Source organism: Corallococcus sp. AB038B, from assembly GCF_003668955.1.
Taxonomy (GTDB): Bacteria; Myxococcota; Myxococcia; order Myxococcales; family Myxococcaceae; genus Corallococcus; species Corallococcus exiguus.
In genome coordinates this window covers 1,354,268-1,367,346 of record NZ_RAWO01000001.1, presented here as the reverse complement: position 1 = coordinate 1,367,346, position 13,079 = coordinate 1,354,268, and the positions used below count along the sequence as shown (strand labels likewise).

The window sequence follows — 13,079 nt, the reverse complement described above, 5'->3', positions numbered from 1 at the left end:
ATGTCCTTTGTGAATCGCTCGACCTGCTTGGTGGCCCTGGTGTCCGCGCTGTTCGCCCTTAACTCCGGGTGTGCCTCCGCCCCCGTCCGTTCCGGGGGCCCCCCTGCCCTGACGGCCCAGGAGACCGCCGTCGTCTCCCAGGGGCTCACCGACGCCTCCGTGCGCTACACCGGACAAATCACCGGCACCGTCAACGGTATCGTGGAGCGCGCCGACTATGAGCTCGTCGCCGACGGGCAGGTGGTGAAGACGGGCTCCACGAAGCTGGGGGTGCCGTTCGCGCCGGGAGCTCCCGCGGACTTCTCCATCGAGGAGAAATCCGCCTACGTGAAGAGCCCGGAGGACCTGGCCCGCCTGAGCGCCCAGGGCGGCACGGTGCTCATCGCGCTGCGCGGCACGCTGGTGGTGCGCTCCGGCGGCAGCGAGGACACCGTGCCCTTCGCCGCCAGCCGCGCCGTGCGCGTGCCCCGGCTGCCGGAGGTCATCGTGGAGAGCCTGGACGCGGCCCGCTATTCGCCGGAGGAAGTGCAGATCAACCTGCGGCTGGGCGTGCGCAACCCGAACCCGTTCCCGCTGCGGCTGGACTCGCTGACCTACCAGGTCGCCATCGCGGACAAGCCCCTGGAGGAGGGCACCACCGCGCAGGCGGACTCGGTGGATGCGTCCGCCACGGGCGTGTACCCGGTGGAGGTGGCGGTGACGGCGCAGTCCTGGGGCCCGGGCGTCAAGGCGCTCATCGGGAAGGGCGTCCTGCCCTACAGCGTGAAGGGCGAGCTGAAGGGCCCCATGTTGCAGGTCCCCTACTTCCTCAAGGGTGACGTGAAGCTCAACGTGTCCCGCTAGACTGGCGCGTACGCGTGCCCATCTACCTGCTGAGTGACGACGAGCCGGAGCTGTTCCCCCCACCCGCCAAGGCGGACAAGAGCGGCCTGCTCGCGGTGGGCGGCGACCTGCGCCCGGAGCGGCTGGTGGCCGCGTACTCGCAGGGCATCTTCCCCTGGTACAGCGAGGGCCAGCCCATCCTGTGGCACTCGCCCGACCCGCGCTTCGTGCTGGAGCCGGACAAGATTCACGTGGGCCGTTCGCTGCGCAAGGTGATGAACCGGGGCACGTACACGGTGCGCTACGACACCGTGTTCGCGAAGGTCATCGACGCGTGCTCGCGCGTGCACCGGCCGGGGCAGGACGGCACGTGGATTACGGATGCGATGAAGCAGGCGTACATCCGGCTGCACGAGCTGGGGCTGGCGCACTCGGTGGAGGCGTGGGACGGCGAGGTGCTGGTGGGCGGGCTGTACGGCGTGTCGCTGGGCGCGGCGTACTTCGGGGAGAGCATGTTCGCGCTGGCGCCGGACGCGTCGAAGGTGGCGTTCGCCACTGCGGCGGAGCGCTTCAAGGGCTGGGGCTTCCAGCTCATCGACTGCCAGGTGGAGACAGAGCACCTGGAGCGCTTCGGCGCGGAGTCCTGGCCGCGCAAGCGCTTCCTGGGGGCTCTAGCGCAGGCGTTGAAGGAGCCCACGCGGCGCGGGGCGTGGACGGAGTAGTCTTCCAGGGATGGACGTCCACTACACCTGGATTGGCCCTATTCCGACGGACCGGAATCGCAACATCAACGTACCGAAGGCGCTGGCGGCCCGCTGCTCGGGCCAGCGCGTGGAAACCTATTACTGGTGCCTCGACGCGCACGTCGCGGCGTACGAGAGGGACTTCGCCGCGAACACGAACGACACGTGCGAGGCATGCAGGCGGTCCTGAACAAACCCTTGTCCATTCTCAAGAGAAACAGAGAAAATCTGTCTGAGGATGTAAGGGTCAATGCGCACTTGCGTCGCCACTAGTGGTAAGGCGAACCAATCTAGGACAACCCAACAAGGACCAGGACGTCTTGGCGAGCAATCAAATCTTACTGCAGTTTTTAAATGCAGGTCTAATTAACGTTGGTGGAGATGACGCAAAACTAGAAAGGCTGCGCGAGACAGCTGCTGATCTTGCAGCCGAGCTGAAGCGGGCACCGGCTAAAGCAGCCTCGTTTGCGCTCATTGCCTTCGACCCCGAGGCGCCTGCTGATGATCCGGTGATTAAAGAAGCCTCCGCCGCACTCCAGAGCCGCTGGGCCACCTATATAAACACCTTTTCCGGAACGCCAGTCGCTGTACTTCGCGCCCTTCTGCTTGATGCTCTCGTACGAACGGCGAGTGAAGACGAAAAGATTGGCGTTGCCTTCGTGGCTTCGGCCCGCAACGTCCTGCCGTTCACGGAGGCAGGCAACGAACGGGCAATCTGGATAGATGTCGTTACAGACATTGAGCGGCGCGTTGATTCCCGCGCAGAAGCCGAATGGGCGACACCAGAGACCATCAATGTGTCTGCGATGGCATTCCAGTCTCCCGATGCGGTCAAGATCGCGACGTCTCAGGTGAGTATCGACAAGCTCACTCTCGCCAAGAAGCTCGAAGCCGCTGCAGGCCCGAACAATCCAACGCAAGCCACCGGTGGAAATCCATACTGGCCGAATAACAATGGCCAACATTGGCTTGCCGAGTTTGGCACGCGAATGGCGGATGTTTTGATTGAGGCGCTCGGTGCGGTTGTGAAGAGTTCCCAGTTCGAACCAATCGACCTTTCCCCACCGCTCAAAGGCCTTGCACAAGCCGTGTCGGCTCATGTTGATGGAACGCTTCGAGCAGTGAGCGGCGCGACCGCAGGACTCCAGAGGCGGACCAACCTGCTTTGGTGGAAGGAAGCGCTCTACTCACCCAGCGCCCGCACCAGTTACCGCTCCATGTCGATTTCCACAGCAGCAGCACTGATGGCATTTGACATGCACAGGCAGGTACCGACGCTCTCGCCAGCAAGCGTCGCCGCGTTCTTATATGAGGCGGTGCTTAGCCTGCCTTCCTCCGACACCAACATAAAGCGTCCTATCAGCGAACATCTGACTGACGTTTTGAACGCCGAGGAACTGAGCCCGTTAAGACAAGCAGCATCAGAGATGGTTCCCAAGCATGGGGGCCGAGGACCAGTCCTCGGTCTCATAGGACAGGGCGCAGGCCGCGCTCTACCTGAAGCGCGAGCATTCCGCGATCGCATTGGCGTGCCTGCCTCTGCAGCGCTAACTGCGCCGGAATGGGCGACGTGGATTTTCCGAGAATTGCAAGCAACACGCGCGGCGAACGAAGGAGCCGAAGCGAGGAAACGAGGGCGTAAGACCTAATGAACCCTTGCTCAAGACCGACGTGCTTCGCTCCTGAAAGCACCTGCGACTTAGGTTTTCTCGATCGAGCTAAATGCTCGGCATGGAAAGGAAATGAGCAAGGCTCTGACTCGCAACCTGGAACAGCGCCGGACGAATTGCTGCTGCCCTGGTCGGGGAGCGCACTTGGCCTCGTGGACCTCGGTTTTGTTGCTGGTCAGGCCAAGCCGCTAGTCGTCGGTATCGCCGGTCCACAAAACGCCGGAAAGACGACGCTCCTAGCCGCATGGTACCTGATCCTAGGTCGCGGTCTAGACAATCCAGGAAACAGTATATTTTCCGGTTCCTACTCCCTAGCTGGCTGGGAAGCCGTAGCTAGCGCGCTCCGATGGAAGCCTGGCCAACAACCTACCTTTCCACCGCACACCAGCAGCCGCGGAGGCCGAGCACCTGGCCTTTTGCATTTAGCGTTCCGGGAAAGGACTGAGCAAACTCGAAGCTATCTTTTCACAGATGCTCCTGGCGAGTGGTTCCAAAAATGGGCTGTCAATCGCGAAGCATTTGACGGAGAAGGAGCTCGGTGGGTAGCAGAGCATTCTGACGTCTTCCTACTGATCGCTGACCGCGAGGCTCTTTCTGGCGCCAATATGGGTTCAGCCCGCGGGGCACTTCAACTACTCGCCCGACGCTTAGCCGCTGAGCGCGCTACCCGCCCTGTAGCGCTCGTCTGGACCAAGTCCGATGTCGCGGTTGCGCCTGCAATGGAGAAAGCGATTCGCGAAACTGTTTTTGGCCTCATGCCGGATGCAGTTGAATTCTCGGTAAGCATTATATCCAATCCCAGCGGCGCGCCTGACACAGGGAAAGGCTTTGTTGAGCTACTTGAGTGGATACAGCGCATCCGCCGCAAGCACATAACTCTAGCCTCTGCCTCAGCAAACAGTGCCGACCCGCTATTCATGCTTGGCTCGAGGCAATAATGAGTGCCGGCGAAAACTCTATTCTTCTTATTGGTGAGTCCGGCGTTGGCAAGACGCACTACGGCGCTCAGCTCTTGAAGCGGTTAATGAAGGGGGATGGACGACTCCGCATGGATGGGGCCGCAACCAATCTGGAGCCGTTCGAGGCGGCGATGGAAAGCCTGAATGAAGGCATGGCAGCAGGGCATACCGCCACAACGACCTATGTCGACAGCATATGGCCGATTTCAGACGAAACTGGCACCAAGGCAGACCTCGTATGGCCAGACTACGGCGGAGAACAAATCAAAAATATCTCTTCAAGCCGGCGCATTCCGGCTGCTTGGCGTACGAGAGTGCTTTCCACTCCGGCATGGCTCCTGCTCGTTCGCATCCAGCAGACCCGAGTGAGTGACGACATATTCTCTCGCCCTTTAAGCGACTTGGCCAAAGAGGGGGGGGGAAAATCGCGACATACAAATCTCGGATCAGGCCCGCCTGATCGAACTTCTTCAAATGCTTGTGTATGTTCGCGGGGCGATCAGCACTGAACCACTCCGCACCCCACGCCTATGCGTTTTACTTAGTTGCTGGGATGAACTGAACACTGGCGACAAACCCGAGGCAGTCTTGCGACAGCGACTTCCCATGTTCGCGAGCTACTTGGCAAGCACTTGGGAGGAATTTAGCGTGCTCGGACTATCCGCACTAGAACGGCCACTCAGACCTCGTGAGCGCGATTTGGAGTATGCAGAGCGAGGACCAGAGCAGTTCGGATACATAGTTCTTCCCAATGGCGAACGCTCGGCAGACCTCACTCTGCCAATCCAGCGACTCCTATCTCAGACTCCCCCTGAACTTCCCCGGCGGAAGCATGAAGGTTGAGCAGGCAGTCTATGGCGAAGCGCGAGGTGGACATGCGCTGCGGATATCGAGTGATAATGGCCAGATATCTTCCGAGCTAACTTCGCGACTTGACCTACCTGATACAGCGCCTCCCGGGGTTAACTGGTCGCCCTTCCTGAGTGGATTCCCACATAAAGATCGCTACGTATTAGCGCGCACGCTCTCTGACCCAACCGCAACTCGGGGAGGAATGGTTCTCTCACATGCCGTGATCGCGCCACTCGACGAACTATCTTCGATGGCCGATCTGAGGCCTATTCTATCCCTTTTGACAATATCACCTGTTGCTCCGGCAGAAATAGCAACGCATGAAGTCTCAGCATCCCCTAACTCGCCTACGATTCCTATTGATTTTGTGGCGACCGCTGAAGCTCTCACAGCCCGTGGTTCCGGACCTGTTGTCCGGATCGGCCACCACGGATTCGAAGACTTAGTGATTTCCTTGTGGTTTCGGTTTTGGCCTGAGTTGCGAGCTGGCTTTGCCTTTCGGCTCAGCTTTGGGCCACAAGATCTAATTGAGGCTCCCAAGCCCTCACTCGTATGCACCCCCACAACATTGGCAGCTCGCTGGGCCGGCCATCGCATCATCAGCTCATCACCAAAGGCCAACTCGCGCGCCACAACACTTCTAAGCGGAGTGGCAGAATCGAAACCAATTCTAGAATTCGCCCGCGAGACTGGCATTGGACTCAACGACTTCACCAGTCTATCACTTCTCGAGCGAGCGTATGATATTGGCTCGACTGCGACACCGACCTTTGAGGAGTGCGTCGCAACCCTTCGGCTAGTCGAGCGACTCTCCCCTAGTCGCGCTAAGGGGATGGCAGGCAAGGCTAGGCTGCTTGACAGGCTAATTTGTCGACTAACTTCAGCCTCGGTACGCGACGTCCTCTTGCTCAGAAATCTAGGAACCGAAGCCCTTCCGTCGGCCGACTCCCTTTGGACCGGTATTCGAGATTGGGCTGCGAAGAACTTATTCATCCAAGCCGACGACGAGTTGCTGTTATCCGCGATCAACGATGCCACGTCAGAAGGAGCCGCAGTTCCCGCCTGGAAAGAGGCGCTCCTAACCGGTTTGGCCGAGGCGGCGCAATCCAAACCCGAATACTTTTCGACCGCCTTCTGGCGATGGATTGACGCAAATCCTGCGACTCTCGCTGCGTTTTTCAAGTATATTTCAAATACCCCTGATTTTGAGGCAAGCCTCTCGAACGCTGCACCTCGTAATTTGCGCCGTGACATCGGCGATACAGCAATGGCACTCGCGGTATCCAAGCGATGGCTACGACTGCACGGCACAGCTACCAGTGCAACATTCGCACCGTCTGAGGCGGTCCATCGGCAACTATCCGTCGATACCGATTCCGCGAACTTGGATGGAGTGCGTGCATCTCTTCTTCGAGCTACACCGATTGAGACACTCAGCATCGCGTTGGAAACTGACGACCCGCGTGTTCTACGTATCGCGGCCGAAGTGGTCGCGGCGCAACCCCACCTCTTGAGAGATGTCAGCCTTCACACTGCGTCTGCCCAGCAAATTTGGGCTGGCGCATTGCGCATTAATGCTGACGCCTGGCAAGGCCCAGCCAATCCACCGCAGGCATTTATCGCCATTCTCAACAACCTTGTCGACGGCAAAGCAGCCAACACCGACCTAATCTCTTCGTTAGCCTCTTCTCCTATCGCCGACATCAGCAATTATTCGCGCCGAACAGAGGTCTGGCATCGAGTCGACGATGTAGCTCGTAGCAGGCTACTGGAGGCTACAGTTGCTGGCTGGCTGAAGCGTGCGACTTCGGCATTCGAACTTGACACTCCCGAGCAAGCGCTTGAAGTTGCTCTCCTCACCAGTAATGTGTTCGACAGAACCTTGCGCGCCCTGGCTCAGCACAACACAGGTGTGGCGGTCCGAATCATCTCAGCAATACCCAGCTATGACGAGATACGCTTCGTGCGTTGGCTAGATGAACTCATAGCCTCACGCCACGTATTGCCGGAAGTCGATGCTGAGGCGATCGGTCGTCTTGTTCTCGGAAGACACTGGACGCGGGCAGTAGAGCGAATGATCGTTTGCGCACGTTCTGGACGGGACGACTTTAAAGCGGCACTTCGCGTTTGCCACATGATGGTCGGCATGTTCATTCGCTGGTCACTCGGCCTGTCACCTGTCTCACTTGATGAGAAATGGTTGTTGCTGGAGGAACTAGCAACTGAACTCTACCCGAAAGGCCCCGACGACAATGAGTTGTGGGAGCGAGCAGGGGGGCGACATTCTGACCTGCAAAGCAATGGCAGCGGCCGCACCCGATGGAGGGATGCGCTCGTGCAACTCCGCCGTGGGAAGGGGCCTTACCTTACTCGGCTCATACAAGAGATGACTGGCGATTTTCAGCACAACGAAAAGCTCAATTACTTGGCCACCGATCCAGACTTCCGAAGCAATTCACACTAAAAGCAACACAATGAAAGAGGGATAGACATGGACAATCAGGATGATGTGGTTGCGACAGCCCGCTTTCCTGGTGGGCACGCCCTAGTAGTCGCCGTTGCTGCCTATCCCAATGTCCCTCCCTTGCCTACTGCAGTCATAAACGATGCGCGTGAAGTCGCCGCAACACTCACCTCGCCAGCGCACTGCGGCTACGAGCCTAGGAATGTAACTCTACTGCTGAACGAGCAAGTAACACTTGATGCCCTCCGTAGTGAACTAGCGGCTCTCGCGGCTCGCGCCAAGCCTGACGACACAGTAATGTTTTTCTTCTCTGGTCATGGAGCACGCCTCGGCGCCCCTTCAAATCCAGAGAGCGCCCTCATTCCTGTCGACTGCGATTTAGCCAACTTGGCGTCGACAGTCCTGCCAGAAGCGGAGCTTTCAGCAGCGCTAGCGCGAATTAAGGCCCAGCGCGTTGTTGTGCTCATTGATGCATGCCACTCTGGAGGAGTCGGTAGCTTCAAGACTGCCGGCGGCATTCAACCTCTGGCTTTAGGATTCAGCGAGAAATCTCTGGAAGAACTGGCAAAGGGAACCGGACGAGTCCTTATCGCATCATCGCGAGCATCTGAAACCTCCCTTGTGTTAGCAGGAGCTTCAAACAGCCTATTCACACAACACCTTGTCGCCGCGCTGCGGGGTTCCGCGCATACGCGCGGCGACGGGCTGATTCGAATCTTCGAGATTTTCAATTATGTCTCAGAACAGGTCCGTAACGCAGCGCCCGGACGCCAGCATCCAATCTTCAAGGCTAGTGACCTAGAGGATAACTTCGTAGTCGCGCTAGAACGTGGTGGATCAAAGAGCGCAGCAAACGCTTCAGCGACAACTGCCTCGCACGATCGTTGGCGCCAGCTCGAAGAAGCTCTCTCCGATCTTTATCCTGCAGGTCCGCAGGATCAGGAGATATGGGCTCGAGCTGGCGGTGACCTATCGCGGCTTCGGCTCAGCGGCACTGGGCGAGCGAATTGGTTTGCGGCACTTCGAATTCTTAGGCAGGGCGGCGGCGGCGCAGGAATCAGCCAGGACACGCTTGTCAAAGCCGTGCAGGAAGACTTTCCTCATCATCCAGAACTACTCCGTCTGATTAGCGGCAGCTAACCAGACATCGGCCCTTACACCAATTACCAACACCAAGCATATGGAACGTGGAGATTCGGCCACCTGAGGGATTGCCATGCACCCGCGCACTACGATGTGAAGATGCGGTCATTCAAGGTCTACAAAGCCATGACTACGACGTGGCGGGCGACGGTGACTCGGAGATGTGTCCCAGCTGGAGGTGTGGATGCTGGACAGCCCGCGCTACTCCAAAGGCGCCTGGGCGGCGCTGAAGCAGTACTACGTGGGCTGGAAGGAGATGCAGCAGAGCAACAAGCTGGTGAGCGCGACCGCACCGCAGGTGTTCCGCAACAGGCTCACGCGAACACAGCAGGGCGGCGTCCAGGTAGCGCACGGCTTATTCTGGTACTGCACGGACAACAAGGGCGGCACGGTGGACCTGCCGACCTTGAAGCTGCGTAAGTGCTACCACGGGTCCAGCGCTCACTAACCGGGCTGGCAGCCCAGCGGCGTCTCCGGGAAGCCTCCGCTCCACACCGTGCGGATTGCTTCCACCACCTGGGTCCCGTTCCCGGTGGCGATCTGCTCCCAATAGGGGAAGTGCGCGAACACGGCCTCATGGTTCGCGGTCACCTCTGCGTGGAAGTCCATCCCGTTGTACCCGTGGATCCCAATCAGGGTCTTCAGTTGGGTCCGCGCATTCTGCCCCCGCAGGGAGAAGGCCTCTGGAATCCTGCCCGTGAAGTGAGGATCGAAGTCCGCGGCAATCACACGAATCCGTCCCTGGATGTGATCGTTGAACGCATCCAGGGCCTCGGCCGGAACCCAGAGTTCCTGGTGCATCCGAGCACCGACCTGCTGGACCTCGAATGAGGCCGCGTGGGCGTCCTCCACGTCGAACGCCGTCACGTAGCCGGCGCCTTCGGGGCTCTTGGCGTTCCAATCCCGGCTGATCTGCCGGGCATACGGCTCGTTGAGCACCGGGTAGAAGATGGGCTGCTCCGGCAGACGCGGCGGAAAACGCCGCATGCCCGACCGGTAGATCAACAGCAACTCTTGAAGCCCGACGGGACGGTAGAGACGCATGGCAGACCTCCCCCTTCTGGACCGCTTCACGCGAAAAGCCCCTGGATGCTGACAGCAGCGTCCAGGGGCTCTGGCTTCACCGCCTGAGCGCGGCTACTTCTTGCACGGAGACAGCGTGCGCTTCGCGTGGATGAGGTCCTCTTCCGTGGGACTCCCGTAGCGCACGGCCTTCGGCGCGGCCTTCAGCTTCTGGTAGTCGTACGCGTAGAGCACGCCCATCTCCCGGCTCAGGATGAAGCGCGGGCCGCTGAAGTCCCAGAGTCCTCCGAAGAGCTGGCCTCCCGGCTTGAGCGGCGTCAGCGCCGTGCTCTCCCGCCCTCGCACGAACAACATGGACAGGTCGTCCGACGCCCAGTTGCACGGATTGCTGCCGTTCTTGTGCAGATAGGACACCGTCAGGTCGAACGAACCTTCGCCCTCTTCGCCCGTCACGCCGAAGTACTCCCACAGCCGCGCGCACTCCGGCGCCGCGCAGTCCTGCGGCGGGATGTGCTCCGCGTAGTCCGGGGGAATGCCGTCGGACTCCTTGCCCGTGTGGCTCCGGTTGGGCCGGCGCAGCACGCACCCCGTGGGCTCGTCCTTCTGCCGGAGCGCGACGGGCGTGCCCGCGAGCCGTCCGGGCGGCAGCACTTCACACTCCATCGCCAGCTCCGCCATCAGGTACGTCTGGCGGTCCTCGTCCGTCCCCATCCGCACCGCCCAGTACGCGATGGGCGTGCCCTTGCACGCCTTCGACTTCTCCTTGCCGAACACCCAGATGGGCGCCTTCGTCGTGTCCAGCGCGCCCAGCTTCTTCGACTGGTCCATGGGCACCGGCTTCACCCCGGAGCGGCTTCGCGCCCCCGCCAGGAAGAACTTGTCCTTCGAGGGCGGGATGATGGCCTGGTGCACCAGCCAGCCCAGCCGGTCGATGCCCACCTGTCCCATGGGCGTCATCGGCAGGAACTCCGGCTTCACCGGGCAGCCCCGGTCTATCTCCGGCAGGTCCACCACCACCGCCGAGCCGTCGTCCTCATCCACCTGCGCCCACGCGGCCCCCGGCCCCACCGTCAGCGCCAGCACCAACGCGAACCCCGCGCACTTCACTCCGTTCGTCATTCCGTCGGACCTCCACCCACGGTCATACCGCAAGCGGATGCCCTCCGGCGCGCCCTCCGAAGTTCAGCGCGGCTTCTTGGGCGGAGCCTTGCGCTTCACCGGCGGAGGCGGCGCCGGCGGCACCCCTGCATCCCCCGGCACGTCCGACACCGTCGCGTCGAGCGCCTCCTGCTTCGCGGCGTCGTCCTGCTTCGGCGGCGCATCCACCTCCGTGCGGTCCTCCAGCGGCACCCGGCCCACCGCGCGGTTGAACAGCTCCCACAGCGCCTTGCGGTGCCCCTCGCGGTCCGTCTTCCCGGACAGCACCAGCCCCGCGCCGCTGTAGCGCACCGTCAGCCCCGGCGGCATGCCCGCCTCGAAGTCCTCCAGCTGCGCCTGGAGCTGCGGCACCGCGAACGTCAGCTCCAGCTCCTTCGCCAGGTACGCGTGCGTCTTGAGGAACGTGCGCAGCGCCAACCGGCACGCGGTGTCGTTCACCGTCGCCGTGAGGCTCCGCTCTACGCCTTCCGTGGCCTTCAGGTCCGGGCAGGCCTTCTTCGCCGCAGCGAATTCGGATCCGGTGTTCTGCAGCTCGATGGGGCCCACCATCACCCGCCACACCGCGAAGCGGCCTTCCGCGTACAGCAGCACTCGCGCGATGCCGGCGGCGTGGGGCGTCAGCAGCAGCTCGCCGCTCTGGGGCAGCGCCTCCGCCGTGACGACGTTGGGCGCGTCGGACTCCGCCCAGTCCACCGCGGTGAGCTTCTGGAATCTCTCCTTGCCGGGCTCCAGCGTCAGGGCCTGGTCCACCGGCCAGGCCAGGGCCGCCGAGGGCGCCGCCAGCGCGCCCAGCAGTCCGCCAATGACGTACATCCGACGTCCCCGCATGGTGCCTCCCGCCAGGGTGGTATGCCCCTCTAGCACGGGATAAGAACGGACCCCTATGCCTACCTGGACCCTCTGGGTCGCCTGCCTGGCCCTCTGCTTCATGAGGTCCCTGGTCGCCGCCGCGGAGTCCGCGCTCTATGGGACGTCCGACCTGCGCGCCCAGGAGCTCGCGGAGGAGAGCAAGAGCGTCGCCGCGCGCCGGGTGCTCCGTCACAAGACGGAGCGCGAGCCCGCCGCCACCGCCCTGCGCCTGGGCATGGTGCTGTCCGGCTTCCTCGCCGCCGCCATTGGCGCCTTCGTCCCGCCGCGCCTGCTGGACTTCAGCCGCTACGCCGAGGCCACCTGGGTGCCCATCGCCACGGTGTGCGCGGGCGCCCTCTTCGTGGGCGTGCTCGCCAGCCTCATGGAGGTGACGCTGCGCGGCCTGGCCAACGGCAACCCGGAGCGCTGGGCCCTGCGCCTGTCGGGCCTGGTGTCCCTGCTGGTGACGGTGCTCTACCCGCCCATGCGCATCATGCTGGGCCTGCTCAACCTGGGCGCCCGCACCATGGGCCGCACCCTGCGCTTCGAGCCGCCGCCCCCACCCCTGGAGGAGCTGGAGAAGCTGCTCGCCGCCCAGGCCGCGCGCAACGAGGTGGACAAGAGCGCCCCGCAGCTCATCCGCTCCATCTTCGAGCTGTCCGACAAGCGCTGCCGCGACGTGATGGTCAACCGCACGGACGTCATCTCCGTGGACGTCACCACCCCGCCGGATGAGGTGCTGCGAATCCTGGCGGAGGAGAACCACTCGCGCATCCCGGTCTACAAGGACGACGTGGACCACATCGTCGGCGTGCTGCACGCGCGCGACCTCATCCCGCTGCTCCAGCACCCGGAGCTCATCGTCCTGCAGGACGTCATCCGCCCCGCCCACTTCGTGCCGTGGATGAAGCCCGTGGGGGACCTGCTCCGCGACATGCAGAAGCGGAAGATCCACATGGCCATGGTCGTCGACGAGTACGGCGGCTTCATGGGCGTCGTCACGCTGGAGGACATCCTCCGCGAAATCGTGGGCGACATCGGCGACGAGTTCGAGGTGGAGGAGAAGCTCGTCGAGAAGATGGCCGACGGCAGCTCGCTGGTGGACGCCGCCATGGAGGTGGATCAGTTCACCAAGCTCTTCGGCTTCCCGCTGCCAGAGGGCGACTTCGACACGCTGGGCGGCTACCTGTCCTCGCTCGCGGGCCACCTGCCGGACGTGGGCGAGCGCTTCACCTACAACGGCTGGCAGTTCGTCGTGGCCACCAAGGAGGGCGCCCGCATCGACCGCGTGCGGATGTCCCGCCTCAAGAGCGTCGCGCCCGGCCTCCCGGACGGCCAGGGAGGCTCGCCGCGACAGGCCTCCGACTCCAGCTCGGCTCCGGACGCGAAGAGCTGA

12 protein-coding genes and 1 pseudogene are annotated in these 13,079 nt (G+C 62.0%); 10 read left to right on the top strand and 3 right to left on the bottom strand.

Annotated elements, in window-relative coordinates:
* The 9 genes and pseudogenes from D7Y04_RS05700 (at position 1) to D7Y04_RS05665 (ending at position 9,101) form a co-directional block, all read left to right on the top strand.
* The gene (locus tag D7Y04_RS05700) at positions 1-843 is read left to right on the top strand and encodes an LEA type 2 family protein (RefSeq protein ID WP_171811685.1); all 843 of its coding nucleotides are present in this window, start codon (positions 1-3) and stop codon (positions 841-843) included.
* A gap of 14 nt (positions 844-857) precedes the next feature.
* Positions 858-1,544, top strand: a complete 687-nt coding sequence (gene aat / locus D7Y04_RS05695; protein WP_121758564.1) for a leucyl/phenylalanyl-tRNA--protein transferase — start codon at positions 858-860, stop codon at positions 1,542-1,544.
* Between the two features lie 10 nt (positions 1,545-1,554).
* Positions 1,555-1,755: a hypothetical protein gene (locus D7Y04_RS05690; RefSeq protein WP_121758563.1), complete on the top strand. Its 201-nt coding sequence runs from the start codon at positions 1,555-1,557 to the stop codon at positions 1,753-1,755.
* Positions 1,756-1,885: 130 nt separating this feature from the next.
* Positions 1,886-3,214: a GTPase-associated system all-helical protein GASH gene (locus D7Y04_RS05685; protein WP_121758562.1), complete on the top strand. Its 1,329-nt coding sequence runs from the start codon at positions 1,886-1,888 to the stop codon at positions 3,212-3,214.
* Positions 3,214-4,173 (top strand): hypothetical protein, encoded by a 960-nt coding sequence (locus D7Y04_RS46700; RefSeq protein WP_121758561.1) that lies wholly within the window; start codon positions 3,214-3,216, stop codon positions 4,171-4,173. Before D7Y04_RS05685 ends, D7Y04_RS46700 begins: the two co-directional genes overlap by 1 nt.
* Positions 4,173-5,037: pseudogene (locus D7Y04_RS46695) on the top strand (hypothetical protein). Before D7Y04_RS46700 ends, D7Y04_RS46695 begins: the two are co-directional and overlap by 1 nt.
* Positions 5,027-7,510, top strand: coding sequence for an effector-associated domain EAD1-containing protein (locus D7Y04_RS43980; RefSeq protein WP_147477042.1), 2,484 nt, complete (start codon positions 5,027-5,029; stop codon positions 7,508-7,510). The pseudogene D7Y04_RS46695 and the gene D7Y04_RS43980 overlap by 11 nt, the downstream one beginning before the upstream one ends.
* A 27-nt stretch (positions 7,511-7,537) precedes the next feature.
* Positions 7,538-8,650, top strand: coding sequence for a caspase family protein (locus D7Y04_RS05670; RefSeq protein WP_121758560.1), 1,113 nt, complete (start codon positions 7,538-7,540; stop codon positions 8,648-8,650).
* 187 nt (positions 8,651-8,837) lie between these two features.
* Positions 8,838-9,101 (top strand): hypothetical protein, encoded by a 264-nt coding sequence (locus D7Y04_RS05665; RefSeq protein WP_147477041.1) that lies wholly within the window; start codon positions 8,838-8,840, stop codon positions 9,099-9,101.
* Here D7Y04_RS05665 and D7Y04_RS05660 read toward each other — a convergent pair.
* From D7Y04_RS05660 to D7Y04_RS05650, 3 genes are all read right to left on the bottom strand, one after another.
* Positions 9,098-9,697, bottom strand: coding sequence for a hypothetical protein (locus D7Y04_RS05660; protein ID WP_121758558.1), 600 nt, complete (start codon positions 9,695-9,697; stop codon positions 9,098-9,100). The two genes, D7Y04_RS05665 and D7Y04_RS05660, sit on opposite strands and share 4 nt — an antisense overlap.
* A 93-nt stretch (positions 9,698-9,790) precedes the next feature.
* On the bottom strand, positions 9,791-10,795 hold the full coding sequence (locus D7Y04_RS05655; protein WP_121758557.1) for a hypothetical protein: 1,005 nt from the start codon (positions 10,793-10,795) through the stop codon (positions 9,791-9,793).
* A gap of 63 nt (positions 10,796-10,858) precedes the next feature.
* Entirely contained in the window at positions 10,859-11,662 is an 804-nt protein-coding gene (locus tag D7Y04_RS05650) for a hypothetical protein (RefSeq protein WP_121758556.1), read from the bottom strand.
* A gap of 55 nt (positions 11,663-11,717) precedes the next feature.
* On the opposite strand from D7Y04_RS05650, the gene D7Y04_RS05645 reads away from it, so the two are divergent.
* Entirely contained in the window at positions 11,718-13,079 is a 1,362-nt protein-coding gene (locus D7Y04_RS05645) for a hemolysin family protein (protein ID WP_121758555.1), read from the top strand.